We start from the raw sequence: 19,458 nt of genomic DNA, 5'->3' as shown, positions 1-19,458 counted from the left end.
TGGGCCAGCCTCGGAATGACCATCGTGGATGACCACGAAAAGAGCGAGCCCCACCGAAGGAGTGTCATGGACCCGGTTGACGACAGCACCGAAGACCTGCCGCTACCGCCCTACGTGACCAAGGAGGACGTCGTGTTCGCGCTGCGGGCCGTCACCGTGCACGCCGCCGACCTGACCCCCGACGGTGAGCGGTGCCGCAAGGACGAGGCGCCGCACCCGTGCCGGCTGTACCGCTGGGGCCGTCGCGTCCTGGAACGGCGCGGCCTGACCGACGCACAGGTGCAGACGTTGATCGCCGGCGGAACGGTGGCCCTGCGATGAGCCGGGTCATCGCAGATCACCTGCCACCATCACAGGTGCGTGCCGCAGCCTTCGACACCCGGTGGCGTGGCCTGCATCCCGGCCAGGTGCGCGACTACCTCGGCCGGGTGGCCGACGAGTTGGAGCGGCTGCACCGCGAACTGATCACCGCCACCACCGAGACGGAACGGATTCGCCGAGCGCTGATCCAGTGGCAGGCTCGACACAGCAGCCGCCGCTGTGGCCCGACCACGTCTGACAACCGTCGACCGCGATGACCACCCCGCGCTGGATCATTCACCTGCCGACCGCGCTGACCAGCCCGGACGAGGTCACCGCCCTGGCCGTGGCGCTGCGGGGCTCGCTCGGCCACCTCGCCGTTCTCGACTTCGGCGAGATCACGCTGAGCGAGGAGGATGCGCAGTTTCTGCGCACCCGAGTGTTCTGTGACGCCGCGCTCGACGGTGCCGGCCGCTGCCGGCGGCGCGACGCCCACGACGGACCCTGCGCCGCAGTGCCCAGCACGGAAGTCGGGGTGTCCGCAACCCGCGGACACCCCGACTTCTTGGAAAGCGTGTTGATCAGGGAGTGATGACGAACTGCGAGCCCGGCTGGATGACGATGTTGCCGTCGGCCGAGTTGGTGATTGTCACGTTCGTCAGGTTGGCGTTGCCGCGTGCGCCGCTCATCGCGAGGATGCCCGCGCCGTTGTTCGACTTGTCGATCTTCACATTGGTGATGGCAAGGTTCGGTATGGTGCCACCACCGTTCTTGAACTGGATGCCGTCGAACGTGGAGTCGATGATGTCGGTGTCCCGGATGGTGACCCCGACGATGTCCCGGGTGGCCGGGAAGATCGTGATGGCGCCGAACTCCTGGTCCTCGTTCCAGAACGCCCCACCCGTGCGGTAGAGCCCGTTGTTGGCGATAAGCGTCGTGCCGGAGAACGGCAGCGGGTCGTGGTCGGTCGCCAGCATGATGCCCGGGTAGTTCGCGGTGTCGTAGATCAGGTTGTTCTCGATCGAGTTGTCGTAGCCGCCGTAGATGGCGATGCCGTTCGCCCGCCAGGGCAACTGGATGGTGTTGTTGACGAAGTGGTTGTCGTGGGCGATGTCGACGCTGCGGTCCTTGACGTACGGGTTGGCCCAGACGGCCAGGGCGTCGTCGCCAGTGGTGCGGAACGACGAGTTGAACACCCGCGAGTTGCGCGTGCCGTTGCTGAAGTTGATGCCGTCGGCGTACGTGTTGCGGATCCGCATCCCGGTGAACTCCAGCCCGTCGGCCGGCCCCCACAGGTCGGGGATGTTGTCGTAGTCACGACCCACCCAGACACCCACGTTTGCGTGCTCGATCCAGACGTTGCTGATCTTCGTGCCGGTCCCGAACCGACCGTTCAGACCCACGCCACCCTCGGCGTTGCCGTCACCGCCACGGATCCGGCCCGAGCCGAAGATGGCGATGTCGGAGATCTGGGTGTTCTTGTCGATGTCGAACCCGAAGTTGCCCTCGTGCGGGTGGTTGATGCCGCCCACCACGTTCTGCGGTTCGGTGAGCGTGTAGAGCTGCGAGTGCCACATGCCGGCGCCCCGGATGGTGACGTTGCTGATGCCGACCTGGTTGTGCATGCCCCGGTTCTGCGGGTCGTCGGTCAGGATCTTCTGCTCCTGCCGCCACTGCCCGGCGGGGATCCAGACGCAGCCGATGACACCGTTCTGGTCGTCGGTCACCGCCCGCTGGATGGCCGCGGTGTCGTCGATCCCGTCGTTGGGGACCGCGCCGTACGACGCGATCGAGGTGCAGCCGGCCGGTTGGCTCGCCGCCGGTGCCACCTGCTCCAGGTCGATCGTGTCGATCACGTAGAACGAGGCGGTGTCACCCGAGTCGCGCTGCAACTTGAACCGGGTACCGGCCGGGTACGACTGCGCCAGCAGCGCGTTCGACTCGTCGAAGAGCCGTCGGGCGTCGGCCTGCGGGGTGTTGGTGAGCGCCTCCGGACCGTCGGTGTTGCCGTAGAGCCAGCTGTGCTTCGACGACAGGGTCAGCTTGCGGGAGAAGACGTCGTTGACGTAGAGGCTGATGGTCGCCTCGATGCCACCGCCACCCGCAGCGTCCGGGATGGAGTTGCGCACCACGATCGAGTTGGCCTGGTTGGCCGAGGTGAACTCGACGAACTGGCCGGTGCTGCTGAGCCGTACCGACTTACGGCCGGACGACTCGCTGGCGAAGTTGGTGTGGCCGAAGGTGCGCAGCGCGTCGGTCTCCAGCAGCGTGCCCTGGTAACGGCCGGCCTCCGCCTCGTAGGAGACGTACGGGACGGCAGCGCCGCGCCCGACCACTATCGACTGGCTGAACGCGTTGTTGGTCTCGTTGGTCTCGGCGACCACGTTCGTGGCGTCGGCGGTGGCGGTGATGGTGGCGCCGCCGCTGGTGGCGGTCCAGCTACCGCTGACGGCCACGGTGGCCGTCGCGCCGGCCGCGATCGAGGCGGTGGTCGTGTTGAGCGTGGTGCTTCCCGCCACCAACCGGGTGACAGTTGTCGCGCCGGTCGCGGTGGTGCCCCGGTTGCGGACCGCCACGGTGAAGGTGACCGACGCCCCGACGGCCGGGTTCGGCGGGTTCGAGGCGATGCTGAGCACCTGCAGATCCGGCCCCGGGGCCTGCGCCACCACGAGCGGCGACGCCGCCGTCAGGCTGTTGTTGCCGTTGTTCTGCTCGACGATCGTGTTCGTCGGGTCCACCACCGCCGTGACGGCGTAGCTGCCCATCGGGCGGGTGCCCGCGTTCACCGACACGGTGGTCGAGGCTCCGGCGGCGAGCGCGCCCACCGTGGCACTGCCGACGACCGCGCCGGCCAGACTGAAGTTGACTGTGGTCGCGCCGGCGGACGCCGACCCGATGTTCTGCACCACTGCCGAGAGCGTGACCGCGCTGACCTCGCTGGGCGACGTCGGCGACCAGGTCACCGAGCTGACCACCAGGTCCGGGTTGGGTGCCGGCGTGCCGCACACCTCGAACTCGGCCACCTGGCCGGACGGGGCGCCGGTGTTGCCGGTGAACCGCAACTGCACGTCCGCCGTGGTGGCGCTGACCGGGATGGTCACCAGGTTGGTGCCCTGGACGAACTGGTAGGCCGCCGCCGACACCAGACTTGTGTACGTCGACGACGCCTGGTCGCGGCCGAGGACCTGGATGGTCTGGGTACGAGTGCCCCAGGCCGAGTCCGGGTTGAGCCGCACGGTGACGCCGGAGATCGAGTGGTTGGCACCGAGCGCCACAGTCAGGTTCTGCGGGTAGCTCGCCGCGCCCTCCCAGTAGGTGGCGAGCTGCCCGTCGTTCGCCTTGTCCGGGGTGAAGCTGAAGGTGGAGCCACTCGCCGTCATGGCCTTGCCCGATGCCACGTTTGTGCAGGCGGGCGGGTTGCTGCCGGTCCGGGTGACGGTGTTGCTGTTGCCGGACAGGTTGCCCGCGCCGTCACGGGCCCGGACGTGGTACGACACGGTCGCCGTCGCCGGCTGGGTGTCCTGGTACGTGAGGACGGTGCCCAGCGTCGCGATCAGGTTGCCGCCCCGGTAGACGTTGTAGCCGGCCAGCCCGCTGCCGCCGGAGTCGGTGGAGGCGCCCCAGGTGAGCGTGATGGTGCTGCCCGACGTGCTCTGCGACAGCGTCCCCGGGGTGCTCGGCGCGGTGGTGTCACCACTGCCGGTACGGGTCACCGTGTTGCTGTTGCCGGAGAGGTTGCCGGCGGCGTCGCGGGCCCGGACGTAGTACGACACGGTCGCCGTGGCCGGCTGGGTGTCGTTGAACGTGGTCACGTTGCCGACGGACTGGAGGAACGCGCCGTTGCGGTAGACGTCGTAGCCGGCGATGCCGCTGCCACCCGCGTTGTCGGTGGAGGCGACCCAGGTGAGGCCGATCGTGGTGCCCGACTGGGTGTAGGAGAGGTTGCCCGGGACGCTCGGCGCGGTGGTGTCCGGGGTGGTGCCGCCGCTGCCGTACACCTCCAGCTCGGAGAGCTGCCCGGCCGGCCAGCCGCTGTTGGCGGTGATGGTGATCCGGACGTAGCGGGTGGAGGTTGCACCGAAGTTGATCGTGACCGTGTTGCCGCTCGCCGGGTTGAAGGTGTACGTCTGCGACCCGACCAGATCGGTGAAGGACGAACCGTTGGTGCTGCCCCGCACGCTCAGCGTCTGCGTCCGGGTGCCCCAACCGGAGGTCGGCAGCTTCAGCACGACCTGGTTGACGCTCTGCGACGAGCCGAGATCGACCTGCACCCACTGCGGGAAGGCGTTGTTGACGCTCTCCCAGTAGCTGCCCGCGTTGCCGTCGACGACCTTCGACGAGTCGTAGACGTCGGCGTGGCCGCTCTCCTGGGTGGGGCGGCCCTGGGCGAGGTTTGTGGCCGCCGCGGCGAACCCGCTGCTCGGTGCGGCCGCGGTGGCGGTCGGGCGGGCGGCGGCCGGGTTCGCGAGGGCTGTCGCTCCGGCCGTGGCGATCAGCGTGGCGGCGGCCGTGGCCGCCACCATCCTGAACAGATTCGTTCGTCTCATCACTGTCCTTGTCGTCGGGGGACGGTTGCCGCGGTGGCGGGACCACGGGGTGGGGGTGCGGCGGTGCAGCGCCGGCCGATGCGAGGCCGGTGTCGAGAGAGACGGGGTGGCACGGGCGGCACGGGGGTGCCGCTCGACCTGCAAAACCGGGCCCCCCATGGAGGCCCGTTGAATCTTCCGAGAGCATGCACAGAACCGTGCACGCGTTTGTCGAAATCTTGCGTTACTTTGGCCAAAGGTTACTGACGTGCTACTGGAGCGTCAACACTTCGACCACCGTGACTATTGATGGGCTTGCCTGCCCTGCGGGCCGCTGCCCGCGCTGACCTGCGCACACCTAGGGGAAGGTGCCGCCTCCCGACGAGTGGAGGCCACACCTTCCCCTAGGTTGCGCGGATCTTGCGTCAGGTCGTACGGGAACGATCAGGTGTCTGTAGACCTCCGGACGAAGGTTTCCAGCAGCTCCCCGCCGTACCAGTCGGAGCGCTCGCCCACGTGTGTCATGCCCAGCCTCCGCGCGACAGCCATCGACGGGTCGTTGCCCGGCGACACGAGCGCGTAGATCTCCGCGGTGCCGGTGGCGAACTCCCGCGCCAGGAGCGCCCGGGCCGCCTCGGTGGCGTAGCCGTGACCCCACGAGTCCGGGTGCAGGTGCCAGCCCATCTCGATGTCCTCGGTGAGCTCCGTCTCGGGCGTACCCGGCAGCGGCTTGAGCAACACCGTGCCCGCCACCAGCCCAGTCTCGCGTACCTCGATCGCCCAGGTGCCGTACCGGCCGCCGTCGTCGGCGTGCCGGTCGCGCCAGAACCGCAACCGCTCGACGGCCTGGGCCGGGTCGGTCATCGGCAGGCCCGGCGACACGGCCAGCCATTTGGTGATCTCGGGACGGGAGTAGATGTCGTAGATCCGGGCCAGGTCGGCCGGATCGTCGGTCCAGTCGCGCAGGATGAGACGGTCGGTGGTGAGAACAGTCATGACAGGCGATCTTAGGAGTGGCGGACCCGACGAGAGGGAAAAGGATCACGATGGGCAGCGGTTGGCAGCGGGCGAAGCGGATCACCAGCGCCGCGTTCCGTCCGATGCGTGGACGGGACCTGTCGCTGCACGCCGCCGCGATCACCTTCTACGGCGCGATCGCGGTGGTGCCGGTCGCCCTGCTGGCGATCTGGCTCACCGCGCTCGTGGCCGGGGCCGATCGGGTACGCCGGCTCACCTCGTACGCCGTGGAAGCCCTGCCCACCGCGATCGGCGCGCCGCGGGCGGTGGACGCGCTCGTCGACGCCGGGGTGGAGCTGACCCCACTGCTGGCACTGGCCTCCCTCCTGCCCGCGTCGCTGTACGGCGAGGGTCTGCGCCGAGCGTTCGTCTCGGTTGCCGCACCCCGCTCCGACGAACACCTGATCGGCTGGCGGGGCCGGCTGCTGCTGCTGCCCCTGCTCGCGCCGGCCCCCGCCCTGCTGCTGTCGATCCTGCTCGCGCTGCCGCTGACCACCCGTCTCGTCCGCCAGGGCGGCTGGCTCGGCGTACTCGGCGTGGTGCTGTCGTTCCTGGCCGTCTGGCTGGTGCTCACGCCGGTGCTGGTGTGGGTGTTCCGGGTGGTCGGCCCGGCATCGCCGGACTGGCTCTCCACACTCGCGGTCGGGTCGTTCACCGCGGCGAACCTCTCCGGTTTCCTGCACGGCTTCGTGCTCTTCGCCTCGCTCCCGCTGGACCTGGGCGTGCCGTTCGGCGGCTTCGACGAGATCGGCGCCGGCGTGGCCGTACTCCTCTGGCTCTACCTGTTCCACGTGATCGTCCTGGCCGGCTACTCCGCCACCCTGGCCCTCTCCCGCTGGCGGGGGAGGGCGGGGGGTTAGGGGGTGTTGAGGGCTTTGGTGGGGGTTTGGCGGGCGGCTTGGATGGACGGGTAGACGCCGGCGACCACGCCGACCAGGAGCGCACCGGCGATTCCGCCCAGCACCGCGGTCGCCGGGATCGTGGGCGGCCAGCCCTGATAGCTGGCGTAGCCGATTGTCGCGAGCAGCCCGAGGGCCGCCCCGGCCGTGCCGCCGAGCGCGCTGAGCAGCGCCGACTCGGTGAGGAACTGCACCCGGATCTGGCCTCGGTTCGCGCCGAGCGCCCGGCGCAGGCCGATCTCCCGACGGCGCTCCAGCACCGAGATGACCATCGTGTTGGCCACGCCGATCCCGCCGACCAGCAGGGCGACCGCCGCCAACCCGAGGAACAGCGCGGAGAAGCTGTTCTCCGTGGCCCGTTTCGCGGCGAGCGCGTCGGAGGGGCGGCTGACCTGCACCAGCCCGGGAAGCTGCGGGTTGAGGGTGGCCGGCAGTACCGCGCGGACGTCCTCCAACGCGTCCTCCCGGGCCCGCAGGTAGACGACAGTGGGGTGACCGTCGAAGCCGAGCATGGCCGTGGCGGCGTCCCACCCGACAAGCACCGAGCGGTCGAGATCCGGGGAGAGCGGCAACGGGTCCAGGATGCCGATCACGGTGAACCAGCGCTCGCCGATGAACACCTGGGGTGGTTGCCGGGGGTCCACGCTGTCGAACCCGAGCCGGCTCGCCGCGACGTACCCGAGGACGGCCGTCGGCAGCCCGGCCGTTCCCGCGTCGAGGGGCCGGCCGCTGCGGACCCGGCCGTTCACCGTCTCCAACAGGCCGGGCCGGGACGCGAGCACGCTGAGCCCGGAGGTGTCGTACCTGTCCACCAGGTCGTTGCGGCGCACCACCGTGTGGGTGTTCGCGACAGCGCTCGCGGTCAGGACCGGGCCGATCCGCTTCGCCATGGCGTCGGCGTCCCCGGGCAGCAGCACCTGCGGGTTCTGGTCCGGCACCGGCTCCGCGCGCAGCAGGTTGGTGCCGAGGGCGGAGAGCTGGTTCATCAGGTCACGGTGGCTGGACGCAGGGATACCCACCACGACGACGAGCGTGGCGATGCCGATGGAGATGCCCAGGGCGGAGAGGACCGCCCGCATCCGGCGGGTGGTGATCCCGAGCAGACCAAGCCGGAGTACGTCGACAGGGGCGAGCCGGGTCGGCCGGCCACCGCCCGGGTCGGCGCTCACTCCCGGCTCCCGGCACCGGTGTCGGCGACGATCCGGCCGTCGCGGATCTCCACCTGTCGAGGCGTACGGGCGGCGAGATCGCGATCGTGGGTGATCACGGCGATTGTGGTTCCCTCCGCGTTCAGGTCCGTGAGTAGGGACAGGACCGCCTCCCCGTTGACCGTGTCGAGGGCGCCGGTCGGCTCGTCGGCCAGCACCAGCGCCGGCTCGTTGACGAGTGCGCGGGCTATCGCCACCCGCTGCCGCTCGCCGCCGGAGAGCTGGTTGGGCAGATGGCCGACCCGGTGCGCCAGGCCCACCCGGCCCAACGCCTCGACGGCGGTACGACGGCGGCGACGGCGAGGCACCCCGGCGTAGAGCAGGCCGGTGGCGACGTTCTCGGCGGCGTCCAACCCGTCGGTGAGGTGGAACTGCTGGAAGACGAAGCCGAGCCACCGACCCCGCAGCGCGGAGAGCCGGCGGTCGGACAGCGCGGTGACCTCGTGCCCGGCGATCCGGACGCGACCGCTGCTCGGCAGGTCGAGGGTGCCCATGATGTTCAGCAGGGTGGACTTGCCGGACCCGGACGGCCCGACGATGGCGAGCATCTCCCCGGCGTGGACGGTCAGGGAGACCTCGTCCAGGGCTGTCACCCCGCCCGGGTACGTCCGGCTCACCCGCTCGACGCTCAGCACCGGCTCCGCGATCATGACGCGGTCACCACGTCGAGGCCCTCGGTCACACCCGCGCCGGTGATCTCGACCAGGCCCCGGGCGAACATCCCGGTCTCCACGGCCACCAGCCGACCGTCGGGCAGTTGGAGCGCGTGGCCCCCCTCGCGGAGCGCCACAAGCGCGCCGACCGGCACCGCGAGCACGTTCTTGTGGACGGTGGTGGTGAACCGGACCTGGACCGCCGCAGCGTCCAGCTTGGCCACGTCCGCCGCCCGGACCGGCGCGACGAGGACGTCCACCGTCGGCGGGCTGTCCTGTCCCGTCCCACCGTCCGACCCACCGCCGCGCACCGTGTGCGAGACGGAGGCGACCTTGGCCGGGATCTCGGAACCGTCGGGCAGGGCGACAGCCACCGTCGCGCCCACCGCGATGGCGCCCACCTCGGTGGCCCCGACCGGCACGGTGACCAGCTTGACCTTCTCGGTGACCGACAACAGCGCGCCGGCGACCGGGTCACCGGGCAGCGCCTGCACCGCGCTGACCCGGACCGGCCCGGTCAACACGGCCACCTGCCCGACCCCGATGGTGCCTGTCGGTTCCAGACCGAGCGACTGCTGCCACTTCTTGATCGAGGCGACCAGGCTCTCCGTGAGCAGGGCCTGACCAGCGCCGATCTTCGTGCCGTCCTTACCCCGCGACGGCTGCGCGCCGGTGTGGAAGCCCAGCGCCTTCAGGTTGTCCCCGACGATCCGTACGTCGCTGCCCACCAGGCCGGGCTTGTCCAGCGTGCGGAACAGCGGAGTCCCGCCGAACAGCACCGGCACCGGTCGGTCGTTGACCCAGTAGAGCGGTCTGCCCCGCGCCACCGTGTCGCCCACCTTCGGCAGCCGGGTGACGACGCCCTCCCCGGCCCCCTTCACCAGCCGCTCGGGACCGAAGCCGAGCGCCCCGCCGAGCGAGCGGCTGTCCGAGAGGTCGGCACGGGTCACAGCCGTCGTCGTCAGCGTCGGTGCGGCGGTCGCGGCGTCATCGCGAGGTTCACGGCGCAGGGCCAACACCCCGACGCCGACGGCGACCACGAGGGTCACCGTCGCCACGACGAGCGCGGTACGCCTGGTCGTCCGCGGACCGCGCTCGTCGGTCGGGCTACCTGTGGGCACCGAAGACCTCCATCGTGCATTCCTTGTCGACCTTTGTCAGCGCGGGACCGTCAAGACCGTTCGACGGGTTGGCGACTCCGTCGTCGTAGGTCCACCCGGAACCGTCCGGCAGCGAGTGGATCTTCATCCCGCGCCCGCGCAGGCACTGCACGTAGTCGTTCCACTGGCTCACGTAGTTCGGGTTCTTGTCCCGATCCAGCTCCGGCGGCTGAAGTGGCAGCTTGTTGGCGCAGGCCACGTACGCCGCCTTCGGCTCCCCGCTCTGGTCGAGGGAGAGCCCCGGGCCGTCGCCCGCCGCACCTGCCGACCGCCCCTTGTTCTCCTGCACCCCGTGGTCTCGCAGACAGATGTTGTAGGTCATCCAGAACTGCTCCTCCTCCTCCTCGGTCGTGTCCAGGCGGAGCTGCGGCCGACCGTTGGCGGCACCCCCGGTGGGGGTCCCGCCCGTCGGGGCGGACGGGGTGGTGAGGGAGGCCACGTCGCCCGTACCGCTGGCGGTGCCCTGGTCGGCGTCGGACGCCCCGCCGCAGCCGGCCAGGGCGGCGAGCAGGGTCACCGCGGCGAGCCCGGCCGCGACTCGATTGGTTGCCTTCGTCATGACAGGCAGCCTCACGCGTACCTGTCAGAGACCTGTCAAGATCCGGTCGTGATCCGGTAGTCCCAGCTCAGCGGCACCGAAGGAGGCCGCCACTGTCACGTACAGTCGCTGCCGTGTGCGCGTACGTGCTGGTAGCCGAGGACGACCAGAAGCAGGCGGAGCTGGCTCGCCGCTACCTGGAACGCGAGGGGCACGAGGTGCTCGTGGTGGGCGACGGGCGGGCCGCGCTGGAGGAGATCCGGCAGCGGCCGCCGGCACTGCTGGTCCTGGACGTGATGATGCCGAAGGTCGACGGGCTGGACGTCTGTCGCATCCTGCGCCGGGAGTCGGACCTGCCGGTGCTCATGGTGACCGCCCGATCGACCGAGGACGACCTGCTGCTCGGCCTCGATCTGGGCGCCGACGACTACCTGACGAAGCCGTACAGCCCGCGTGAGCTGGTCGCGCGGGCCCGCAGCCTGCTGCGCCGGACCCAGCGGACGATGCGGCAGACCGACCCGGTGCTGCGGGTCGGCGCCCTGCACGTCGACCCGGTCCGCCACGAGGTACGCAGCGACGGACACGTCGTCGACTGCACCCCGGGCGAGTTCCAACTGCTCCAGGCGATGGCCGCCCAGCCCGCCCGGGCGTTCACCAGGGATCAGCTGCTGGGCTACCTGCACGGGTTCGACAGGTACATCACCAACCGGACCGTCGACATGCACGTGATGAACCTCCGCCGGAAGATCGAGCCCAATCCGCGCAAGCCGACCCGCCTGGTGACCGTGTACGGCATCGGCTACAAGCTGGTCGAGGAGCCACACCGTGGCGCGTGAGGTGCCGTTACGCCGCAGCCTGCTGCTCCGACTGCTGGCCCTGGCCGTCCTCATCGCGGTCGGGTCGATCGCGGCCACCGCCTGGCTGGCCGTCCGCACCACCACCGGGGCGATCCGCCAGGAGCAGGGCCAAGCCCTCGCCGACGACGCCCGCGTCTACGACACGCTGCTCGCGTACGCGGCGACCCACCCCAGCTGGGACGGGGTCGAGGAGACCCTTCGACCGCTCGCGCAGTCCGTCGACCGGCGAATCGCCCTGACCACCGAGGCCGGCGCGCCGATCGCCGACTCGGCGCCCGGGGCGGGCCCGCTCCCGACGACGTCCTCCGCGACCGTCGACGCGCTCGCCGTCGACACCACCCTGATGCCCGGCACCACCCCCGCGATCGGAGCGGACGGCGGCACCAGCCGGATCGACCCGCGCACCACCGGGCCGTACCTGCTCCGGCCCGAGGAGCGCGCCGCGCTGCGCGCCAGGGCGGCCGAGGCGGTCCAGTGCCTGCGCCTGCGGGCGCAGATCGACGCCACCGTCGTGGACGGGCCCACCGGCCGCCCCCGCATCGACACCCCCGGCACCGACCTCGCCGACAGTGCGGCCTGCGGCCAGTTGAGAGGTGATCTCGCGACCCGTACGGCCACCGAGGGCAAGGCGCTCGCCCAGCTCAACGCACTTGTCAACACCTGCCTGGCGCGGCGGCGCCTGCCCGCCGTACAGGTGGACCTGAACTGGACCTGGACGAGGCAGCCGGCGGCCAGCGCCGCCGGCGACTCCCGGGGCGCGGCCGAGGTCGACCAGGAGCACAACCTCGCGGTCAGCGCCTGTGTCGGCACCAGTCGCCGGGAACAGTTGCTCCCCTACGTGGCCCCGGCGGCGACCCTCTTCGTCACCAACCCGGGTGGCGCCCCGTCGACCACCTTCGACCTGTCCCGGGCCAACCAGGCCCGCATCGTCGCGGTCGCCGGTCTGGTCCTGCTGGTGGCGGTCGGCTGCACAGTCCTCGCCGGCATCCGGTTGACCCGGCCGCTGCACGCCCTGACCGGGGCGGCCCAGCGGATGCGCGACGGCGACGGTTCCGCCCGGGTCCGGGTCACCGGCCGCGACGAGATCGCCCGGCTGGCCGACGTCTTCAACGACATGGCCGAACGGCGCGAGCGGCTGGAGCAGCTACGCCGGGCGATGGTGAGCGACATCGCCCACGAGATGCGGACCCCGGTGAGCAACATCCGCGGCTGGCTGGAAGCGGTCGAGGACGGCGTCGCGGCCCCCGACCGCCGACTGCTCTCCTCACTGCTGGAGGAGGCCACCCTCCTCCAACATGTGATCACCGACCTTCAGGACCTGGCCCAGGCCGACGCCGGCGCGCTGCGGCTGCACCGCGAGCAGGTCTACCTCGCCGACCTGCTGGCCCAGGTGGCCGACGCGTACCGGGTTCAGGCGGACCGGGCCGGCGTCACCCTGCTGCTGCGGACCGACGCCGACCCGCAGGTGGACGCCGACCCGGTGCGGCTGCGCCAGGCCGTCGGCAACCTGGTCGGCAACGCGGTACGACACACCCCGCCGGGCGGACGCGTGACGATGAGCGCCGACGCGACGGCCGCCGAGGTCGTCATCACCGTCACCGACACCGGCAGTGGAATCAGCGCCGAGGACCTGCCCCGGGTGTTCGACCGCTTCTGGCGGGCGGAGAAGTCCCGGAGCCGGCAGACCGGCGGCAGCGGCCTGGGCCTCGCCATCGTGCGCAAACTCGTCGAGGCCCACGGCGGCACGATCACTGCCGCCAGCGCCCCTACCCGAGGCTCCACCTTCACCCTCCGCCTCCCCACTCCTGGGGTGACCTGGACCGGTGGCCCGGACTAGGCTGCGGCGGCATGAGCAGTGCGATTCCGGCCCGCGCCGACGTGGTGATCATCGGCGCCGGGCACAACGGTCTGGTCTCCGCCGTGCTGCTGGCCCGCGCCGGCCTGGACGTGCTCGTGGTGGAGGCCGCCGACGTGATCGGCGGCGCGACCCGCACCGAGAACCCGTTCCCGAAGGTGCCCGCGCTGCGGCACTCCACCGGCTCGTACCTGCTCGGGCTGATGCCCCCGGAGCTGCTCGCCACGCTCGACGTCCGGATCCCGGTGCTGCGCCGCGACCCGCACTACTTCCTGCCCACCCCGGGCGGCCTCGGCTCGCCGTACCTGCTCTTCGGAAGTGACACCGCCGCCACCCGGGCGCAGCTCGCCGAGTTCTTCTCCCCCGCCGACGTGGCCGCCGACGACGCCATGCAGGCCGAGTTGGCCGCGCTGCGCGACGACCTCGCCCCCGCCTGGCTGGCCGAACCGCTCAGCGTCGAGGAGACGGCCGAGCGGCACATCCGGCCGGCTCTGCGGCAGGTCTTCGTCGACCTCGTGCGGGGCTCGGTCGCCGACTACCTGGCCCGGTTCGAGTTCCGCTCCGAGCTGCTGGTCAGCATGTACGCGGTCACCGACGGCCTGTCCGGGCTCAACGCCGGCCCGGACGACAGCGGCACCGGCCACAACTTCCTCGTGCACAACATGTGCCGGCTGCCCGGCTCCGGCGGCACCTGGATGATCGCCGAAGGTGGGATGGGCACCGTCTCCCGGACGTTCGCCGAGGCCGCGCGCGCCGCCGGAGCAACGATCCTGACCGGTACGCCGGTGAGCGCGGTGACCCTGGACGGCGGCGCGGCCAGCGGAGTGGTGCTGGCCGACGGTCGGCAGGTCGCCACGCGTGTGGTGCTCGGCGCGTGTGACCCGTACCGGCTGATCGACCTGTTGCCCGACGGCGCGCTCCCGGCGCCGCTCGGCCAGCGGATGGCGGCGGTCCGCCGCCCCGGCACCACTCTGAAACTCAACCTGGCGCTCACCGGGCTGCCGCGGTTCTCCTGCCTGCCGGCCGGCGCGCCGAGCCCGTTCGGCTCGACCATCCACCTGCTGCCCGGCTCGGCCTCGCTGGTCGGCGGGGACGCCACCTCGCCGATGACCGCGCTGCGCGACATGTGGGCGGACGTGCGGGCCGGGCGGCTGCCGGCGGAGCCGACCATCGAGTGGTACCTGCACACCACAGTCGACCCGTCGCTCTCCGACCCCGCCGGGCACCACTCGTCGGCGCTCTTCGTCCAGTCGGTCCCCTACGAGCTGGCCGACACCACCTGGGACGCGGCGCTGCCCGGCTACGTCGACCGGCTCATCGGCATCGTCGAACGGTACGCCCCCGGCACCGGTGACCTGATCGCCGACGCGGTGCCGCTCCCCCCGCCCGGCATCGAGGCGCACTTCGGCATCACCGGCGGCCACATCCACCACGTCGACAACACCGTCTCGTTCACCGACCGGATGCCCTACGCCACAGGCATCGACGGCGTGTACGCGGGCAGCGCCGGCTGCCACCCGGCCGGCAGCGTCATCGGCGCAGCCGGCCACAACGCCGCCCGCCGAATCCTCTCCGACCTAACGCCCTAACGCCCCCACCCCGCCCCCCACCCCGCCCCGCCCCCGCCCCGCCCGAGGCGGTTGATCATGAGGTTATTGTCACGACACGCCGCTGCGGTCGGCTATAACCTCATGATCAACGGGGCAGGGCAGGGTGGGGCAGGGTGGGTGGGCAGGTGGGTGGGTGGGTTAGATTGCCGCTTCGCCGGCGGGGGCTGGGGTTTCCGCGTCTACGCGGTGGGCGCGCACCTTGTGGCCGACGCTTGTCAGGCAGCGGCCGGAGGGCAGGTCGAACTTCCAGCCGTGCAGCTGGCACGTCAGCTGGTCACCGTCGACGATGCCGAAGCGGGTCAGGTCCGCCTTCAGGTGCGGGCAGCGCCGCTGCACCACCCAGTCGCCGAGCGTGATGTCCTCGGCGTCGGTGCTGCGCTCGTGCTCGTCGTACCAGCCCTCGGCGTACTGGAGTCGCTCCTCGGAGAGGCACTTGAAGAACGCGTAGACGAACTCGTTGTACTGGCCGATCCGGGCCGCCGAGAACCGGCAGGACAGGAAGAGCGAGTTGACCCAGTCCACCTCGTCGATGAAGAGCAGATGCTCGATCAGCGACCGCTCGGTACGGAACCGGTAGCGGACCTTCTCCTCGGCGTACGGCCGGACCTCCTTGCCCGGGAAGTCCACCACGATCGACTCGACGCTCTCGCCGTCGTAGCCGACCAGGTCGAAGCGAACCGGACCGCCCACGCCCTTGGCCAGGTAGATCGACTCGTCGAGCAGCGGCTCGATCCGACGCTTCATCTCACCCAGGACGTCCACCTCGGGGTGCCGCCAGGACGCCTTCTCCGCCTCGATGATCGGGCGCTTGCGCTCCCGCATCTCCTCCAGGTGGGCAACCTTGTTCGCGAAGAACTCCTCGACCGGCACCGGGTGCGTGGTGCTCGCGCCCTCGGTCGTGACCTCGGCGACGCTGCCCGGCAGCAGCACGATGCCGTTGGTGCCGCCGACCTTCGCGTACTCGGACAGGAAGACGGACTGGTCGGGGAAGATGTTGCCCTCGTCGCCGTGGATGTCGTTGAACTGCCACAGCGCGTCGTCGAGGAAGCACGGCGGGCCGGCGATCGGGAAGACGTGGTCGGCCTTCAGATCGTCGATGTAGCGCCAGGTCCGGTCGAACTGCCGGTCGCGCTTCTGCTTGCCGAACGCGGTCTTCGCCGCCTGCGGCAACTCGTAGACCATCGGGTACCAGATCGCACCGGAGAACTGGAGCAGGTGCGCGTGCACGTGCCCCAACTCGGCGAAGACGCTCAGGTCCGTCGGGCGGGCGTCGTTCTGGTTGAGCAGCCGCACCCCGTCGTACTCGACCCAGAGCGACGAGTCACCGATCGGCCCGTCGGTCGGGCTGGTCAACGCCTGAATCATGATCTTCAGACCGCCGGGCAGCTCCACCACCTGCTCGTTGGGGGTCTTCAGGAACTTCGTGAAGCCCAGCGCCCGGAACTCGTCCTCCATCTCGGAGGTGGGGAACTCCGGGAGCAGGACGGTGGCGTCCTTGGAGACGAAATCTCGCAGGTGCTTCGCGTCGAAGTGGTCCCGGTGCAGGTGGGAGACGTACAGGTAGTCGACCTGGCCCAGGGCGCCCCAGTCGAGCAGGGAATTGTCCGGGAAGGGGAACCACGACGCGAAGTAGGCCGGATTGACCCACGGGTCGCACAGGATGCTGCCCGCGGCCGTGTCGATCCGCATGCTGGCGTGCCCGGTTCCGGTCACTCGCACCGCACAGTCCCCCTCAAACAGACAATCAGGTGTACGCCAAACGCTACCGGAGTGGGTCTGACCGCCACCCCGCGACGCCGGTAGTGCCGTTCGACCAGCCAGGAAGAGGCGGAGACAGCAGGCGCACCGCCCGTCCGGGCACGGCCGACGACGTCCTACCCCGCCCTGCCGGCGGGGGCCGCGCACCACCCGTGCAGGAGCGGGGGGTTCTTCTGGTCGGACCCTGCGCCGGGGCCGGCACGAGGCGTGCCAGACTAACCAAAGATCCGATCGCGAGGGAAGGACCAACGGTGGCAGGAAGCGAGCCGGTAACGTCGCCAGACCAGCACAAGCCCGGGCACCGCAAGGCCGGGCAGATCGGCGCCGTGCTCTCCGCACTGGCGCTGCTGGCGATGATCTGCGGCAACCACGAGGGCAAGGTCGAGGACATCTGGCTGATCGGCCTGGCCGCACTGCTGCTGATCATCGTGATCGGCGACGTCGTGCTGCGGCGCAACGGTCTGCGCTCCTGACCCGACCCACACCCGGACGACAACGCCGAGGGCCCGCCCCCACCCGGGGACGGGCCCTCGTCCGTACGCGTCGGGGTCAGCGCCCGAAGAGGATGTCCTGCACGTCCTTGAGCGCGGCGTCGACCTCAGCCTCGAAGTAGCCACCGGGCACCAGGCCGAACCGGAGCGTGTCCAGGTCCTTCGGGTCGACAGGCATCGGGTTGCGGCGCTGCATGCCGCCGAGCAGGGTGTCGAAGAACCGGTCCACCTGGTCGGGGTCGTACCCGCTGCCGAAGCGGCGCACCTGGAAGCTCCGGCGGATCTGGTCGACCCGGTAGAGATCGCTGCCGGGCGGGCCAGCCATCGGAGGGCCACCCATCGGCGGACCGCCCACCGGGGGGCCACCCATGGGCGGACCGGCGACGGCGGGCGGACCGGCCATCGGCGGCCCACCGATGCCCTGCTGCGGCAGCGCGGGCGGGCCGGCGGGGCCACGGCGCATGTCGCGCAGGTCCCGCTCCGGCATCCGGATCTCCGCGGTCATGTCGCTGCGGCCGTGGCGGCCGGCCTCGAAGCCGTCGAAGCGCGGCTCCTCCGGGGGGTAGCCGCCGGGCGAACGCTTGTCGTCCGGACCGTACCCGCCGGGAGAGCGCTTGTCGTCCGGGCCGTAGCCACCGGGCGCGCGGTGATCGTCCAGGCCGTAACCGCCGGGGGCGCGCTGGTCGTCCGGGCCGTACCCACCGGGAGCGCGCTGGTCGTCCGGGCCGTACCCACCGGGAGCGCGCTGGTCGTCGAGGCCGTAACCGCTGGGGCCGGCGGGCAGGCCGCGCGGCGGAGCGCCGTGGCCCGCCATCGGGCCGGGGCCCATCGGGCCGCCGGGGCCCATCGGGCCGGGGCCGGCCGGGCCTCGCGGCGCGTCGTAGCCGCCCCGGGGGGCGTCGTACCCACCGGTGAAGGCACCGGTCGGCTCGTCGTAGCGGCCGTAGCGATCGGCGGGCGGGCCGGCCTGCGCGGGCATCGGCCGGGGCGGCATCGGCTGCGGGACCATGCCCCGGTCATCGCGCATCGGTGGCCCCATGCGGTCCGGTGGGCCCATCCGGTCACCCATCCGGGGGTCGCCACCGCGACCGGCGCTGGTGCGCTCCTCAAGCTCGGCCAACTGCCGCTCGACCCGGTCCAGGTGCAGGTCGACCTGCCACTCGTCGTAGCCGTTGAAGCGGACCCGGAAGACGACGTCGTGGACCTCCTGGGAGGCCACCGGCGCGCCGACCTGGCGGCCGTCGAGCGTCGCCTCGACCCGGTCGAGGAAGGCATCCACCTCGTCGACCTTGTATCCCCGGCGGAGCGCCTTGCGCCGGAAACGCTGACCCTGACTCGCCACTATGTCTCCTGGTCTCGTTCGCCACGCCCGGTCACGCCGGTGCCTCTCCGGCGCGGTCGGTGTTTGTGTCGTTGTCCTCGGCGGCGGCGAGCTGACCACACGCGCCGTCGATCTCGCGACCTCGGGTGTCCCGTACGGTGGTGGACACCCCGGCGTCGCGCAACCGACGGACGAACTCCCGCTCAACCGGCTTCGGGCTCGCGTCCCAGCGGCTGCCCGGCGTCGGATTGAGTGGGATGAGGTTCACGTGGGCCAATTTGCCGGCCAGCAGCCGCCCGAGCAGGTCGGCTCGCCACGGCTGGTCGTTCACGTCCTTGATCATCGCGTACTCGATCGACACGCGACGGCCCGTCCGGGCGGCGTAGTCCCACGCTGCGTCCAGCACCTCAGCTACCTTCCAGCGCTGGTTTACCGGCACGAGTTCGTCGCGCAGATCATCATCGGGGGCGTGCAACGACAGCGCAAGGGTCACTGAGAGGTCTTCGCTGGCCAGTCGGTGGATGGCCGGAACCAGGCCCACCGTGGAAACGGTGATGTGCCGCTGGGACAGGCCGAGCCCCTCCGGAGCTGGGCTGACCAGGCGACGGATGGCCGCGATGACCCGGTTGTAGTTGGCCAGCGGCTCACCCATGCCCATGAACACGACGTGGGACAGCCGCGGCGGGGAGCCGGACACCGCGCCGGAGGCCGCCACACCGGCCAGATAGACCGCCTGGTCGACGATCTCGGCGGTGGACAGATTGCGAGTCAGCCCGGCCTGGCCGGTCGCGCAGAACGGACAGGCCATGCCACAGCCCGCCTGGCTGGAGATGCAGACCGTCACCCGGTCGGGATAGCCCATCAGCACGCTCTCCACGAGCGCGCCGTCGTGCAGCTTCCAGAGCGCCTTGCGGGTCGCGCCGTCGTCGCAGGCCAACTCGCGCACCGGATTGAGCAGCGTGGGCAGCAGTTGCTCGGACAACCGTTGCCGGGTCGCCGCGGGCAGGTCGGTCATGGCCTGCGGGTCGCGGACCAGCCGCCCGAAATAGTGGTTCGACATCTGCTTGGCGCGGAATGCCGGCTCACCCAACTCGGTCACCAGCGCCTGGCGGCCGGCCAGGTCCAGATCGGCGAGGTGTCGGGGCGGCATGGAGGCCCGGCGCGCGGCGGGGGCGTCCGAGAGGGCGGGGATCAACGGCAGGCTCGTCATGGCTGGTCCAGTGTGTCACGCCCTCGGCGGCAGCCGCCGGTGCGGAGGTGTCGGG

The 19,458-nt window shown here is 71.1% G+C and carries 17 protein-coding genes; 8 read left to right on the top strand and 9 right to left on the bottom strand.

Annotated features, from left to right (window positions below):
* Nucleotides 1-66: 66 nt before the first annotated feature.
* From ACLQ29_RS27420 to ACLQ29_RS27410, 3 genes are read left to right on the top strand one after another with little or no spacing between them, the layout of a single operon-like run.
* Nucleotides 67-321, top strand: a complete 255-nt coding sequence (locus tag ACLQ29_RS27420; RefSeq protein ID WP_425774318.1) for a hypothetical protein — start codon at nt 67-69, stop codon at nt 319-321.
* Entirely contained in the window at nt 318-578 is a 261-nt protein-coding gene (locus ACLQ29_RS27415) for a DivIVA domain-containing protein (RefSeq protein WP_425774317.1), read from the top strand. Before ACLQ29_RS27420 ends, ACLQ29_RS27415 begins: the two co-directional genes overlap by 4 nt.
* Nucleotides 575-892, top strand: coding sequence for a hypothetical protein (locus tag ACLQ29_RS27410; protein WP_425774316.1), 318 nt, complete (start codon nt 575-577; stop codon nt 890-892). The genes ACLQ29_RS27415 and ACLQ29_RS27410 overlap by 4 nt, the downstream gene beginning before the upstream one ends.
* On the opposite strand, the gene ACLQ29_RS27405 is transcribed toward ACLQ29_RS27410, so the two are convergent.
* Nucleotides 882-4,847 (bottom strand): CARDB domain-containing protein, encoded by a 3,966-nt coding sequence (locus ACLQ29_RS27405; RefSeq protein ID WP_425774315.1) that lies wholly within the window; start codon nt 4,845-4,847, stop codon nt 882-884. The two genes, ACLQ29_RS27410 and ACLQ29_RS27405, sit on opposite strands and share 11 nt — an antisense overlap.
* Before the next feature lie 423 nt (nt 4,848-5,270).
* Complete coding sequence (locus tag ACLQ29_RS27400) at nt 5,271-5,822, bottom strand: GNAT family N-acetyltransferase (RefSeq protein ID WP_425774314.1); 552 nt, start codon at nt 5,820-5,822, stop codon at nt 5,271-5,273.
* A gap of 50 nt (nt 5,823-5,872) precedes the next feature.
* Here ACLQ29_RS27400 and ACLQ29_RS27395 point away from each other — a divergent pair, with 50 nt between their 5' ends.
* Entirely contained in the window at nt 5,873-6,703 is an 831-nt protein-coding gene (locus ACLQ29_RS27395) for a YhjD/YihY/BrkB family envelope integrity protein (RefSeq protein WP_425774313.1), read from the top strand.
* Here the strand turns inward: ACLQ29_RS27395 and ACLQ29_RS27390 are convergent.
* Genes ACLQ29_RS27390 through ACLQ29_RS27375 form a run of 4 tightly spaced genes read right to left on the bottom strand, consistent with a single transcriptional unit; the run spans nt 6,700 to nt 10,322 of the window.
* The gene (locus tag ACLQ29_RS27390; protein ID WP_425774312.1) at nt 6,700-7,911 is read right to left on the bottom strand and encodes an ABC transporter permease; all 1,212 of its coding nucleotides are present in this window, start codon (nt 7,909-7,911) and stop codon (nt 6,700-6,702) included. The two genes, ACLQ29_RS27395 and ACLQ29_RS27390, sit on opposite strands and share 4 nt — an antisense overlap.
* Nucleotides 7,908-8,600: an ABC transporter ATP-binding protein gene (locus tag ACLQ29_RS27385; protein ID WP_425774311.1), complete on the bottom strand. Its 693-nt coding sequence runs from the start codon at nt 8,598-8,600 to the stop codon at nt 7,908-7,910. Before ACLQ29_RS27385 ends, ACLQ29_RS27390 begins: the two co-directional genes overlap by 4 nt.
* Nucleotides 8,597-9,724, bottom strand: coding sequence for an efflux RND transporter periplasmic adaptor subunit (locus ACLQ29_RS27380; RefSeq protein ID WP_425774310.1), 1,128 nt, complete (start codon nt 9,722-9,724; stop codon nt 8,597-8,599). The genes ACLQ29_RS27385 and ACLQ29_RS27380 overlap by 4 nt, the downstream gene beginning before the upstream one ends.
* A complete protein-coding gene (locus ACLQ29_RS27375; protein ID WP_425774309.1) occupies nt 9,711-10,322 on the bottom strand; it encodes a hypothetical protein in 612 nt (203 codons plus the stop codon). Before ACLQ29_RS27375 ends, ACLQ29_RS27380 begins: the two co-directional genes overlap by 14 nt.
* Nucleotides 10,323-10,435: 113 nt before the next feature.
* Between ACLQ29_RS27375 and ACLQ29_RS27370 the strand changes: the two genes are divergently transcribed.
* Genes ACLQ29_RS27370 through ACLQ29_RS27360 form a run of 3 tightly spaced genes read left to right on the top strand, consistent with a single transcriptional unit; the run spans nt 10,436 to nt 14,602 of the window.
* Nucleotides 10,436-11,137: a response regulator transcription factor gene (locus tag ACLQ29_RS27370; RefSeq protein WP_425774308.1), complete on the top strand. Its 702-nt coding sequence runs from the start codon at nt 10,436-10,438 to the stop codon at nt 11,135-11,137.
* Nucleotides 11,127-12,995: a HAMP domain-containing sensor histidine kinase gene (locus ACLQ29_RS27365; protein ID WP_425774307.1), complete on the top strand. Its 1,869-nt coding sequence runs from the start codon at nt 11,127-11,129 to the stop codon at nt 12,993-12,995. The genes ACLQ29_RS27370 and ACLQ29_RS27365 overlap by 11 nt, the downstream gene beginning before the upstream one ends.
* Before the next feature lie 11 nt (nt 12,996-13,006).
* Nucleotides 13,007-14,602, top strand: a complete 1,596-nt coding sequence (locus tag ACLQ29_RS27360; RefSeq protein WP_425774306.1) for a phytoene desaturase family protein — start codon at nt 13,007-13,009, stop codon at nt 14,600-14,602.
* Nucleotides 14,603-14,761: 159 nt separating this feature from the next.
* Here the strand turns inward: ACLQ29_RS27360 and ACLQ29_RS27355 are convergent, their stop codons facing one another.
* Nucleotides 14,762-16,342, bottom strand: coding sequence for a Rieske 2Fe-2S domain-containing protein (locus ACLQ29_RS27355; protein WP_425774305.1), 1,581 nt, complete (start codon nt 16,340-16,342; stop codon nt 14,762-14,764).
* A gap of 290 nt (nt 16,343-16,632) precedes the next feature.
* On the opposite strand from ACLQ29_RS27355, the gene ACLQ29_RS27350 reads away from it, so the two are divergent.
* On the top strand, nt 16,633-16,854 hold the full coding sequence (locus tag ACLQ29_RS27350; RefSeq protein WP_272616168.1) for a DUF2631 domain-containing protein: 222 nt from the start codon (nt 16,633-16,635) through the stop codon (nt 16,852-16,854).
* Nucleotides 16,855-16,930: 76 nt separating this feature from the next.
* Here the strand turns inward: ACLQ29_RS27350 and ACLQ29_RS27345 are convergent, their stop codons facing one another.
* Entirely contained in the window at nt 16,931-18,214 is a 1,284-nt protein-coding gene (locus ACLQ29_RS27345; RefSeq protein WP_425774304.1) for a DivIVA domain-containing protein, read from the bottom strand.
* Nucleotides 18,215-18,245: 31 nt separating this feature from the next.
* Complete coding sequence (gene rlmN, locus ACLQ29_RS27340; protein ID WP_425774303.1) at nt 18,246-19,403, bottom strand: 23S rRNA (adenine(2503)-C(2))-methyltransferase RlmN; 1,158 nt, start codon at nt 19,401-19,403, stop codon at nt 18,246-18,248.
* Nucleotides 19,404-19,458: the final 55 nt, after the last annotated feature.

This window comes from Micromonospora sp. DT228 (assembly GCF_049841595.1).
Classification (GTDB): Bacteria; Actinomycetota; Actinomycetes; order Mycobacteriales; family Micromonosporaceae; genus Micromonospora.
This window is presented reverse-complemented; position numbering and strand designations above follow the sequence as displayed.

Coding starts and splice junctions, on each gene's coding strand:
- ACLQ29_RS27420 (WP_425774318.1), top strand. CDS start 67: ATGGACCCGGTTGACGACAGCACCGAAGACCTGCCGCTACCGCCCTAC.
- ACLQ29_RS27415 (WP_425774317.1), top strand. CDS start 318: ATGAGCCGGGTCATCGCAGATCACCTGCCACCATCACAGGTGCGTGCC.
- ACLQ29_RS27410 (WP_425774316.1), top strand. CDS start 575: ATGACCACCCCGCGCTGGATCATTCACCTGCCGACCGCGCTGACCAGC.
- ACLQ29_RS27405 (WP_425774315.1), bottom strand. CDS start 4,847: ATGAGACGAACGAATCTGTTCAGGATGGTGGCGGCCACGGCCGCCGCC.
- ACLQ29_RS27400 (WP_425774314.1), bottom strand. CDS start 5,822: ATGACTGTTCTCACCACCGACCGTCTCATCCTGCGCGACTGGACCGAC.
- ACLQ29_RS27395 (WP_425774313.1), top strand. CDS start 5,873: ATGGGCAGCGGTTGGCAGCGGGCGAAGCGGATCACCAGCGCCGCGTTC.
- ACLQ29_RS27385 (WP_425774311.1), bottom strand. CDS start 8,600: ATGATCGCGGAGCCGGTGCTGAGCGTCGAGCGGGTGAGCCGGACGTAC.
- ACLQ29_RS27375 (WP_425774309.1), bottom strand. CDS start 10,322: ATGACGAAGGCAACCAATCGAGTCGCGGCCGGGCTCGCCGCGGTGACC.
- ACLQ29_RS27360 (WP_425774306.1), top strand. CDS start 13,007: ATGAGCAGTGCGATTCCGGCCCGCGCCGACGTGGTGATCATCGGCGCC.
- rlmN (WP_425774303.1), bottom strand. CDS start 19,403: ATGACGAGCCTGCCGTTGATCCCCGCCCTCTCGGACGCCCCCGCCGCG.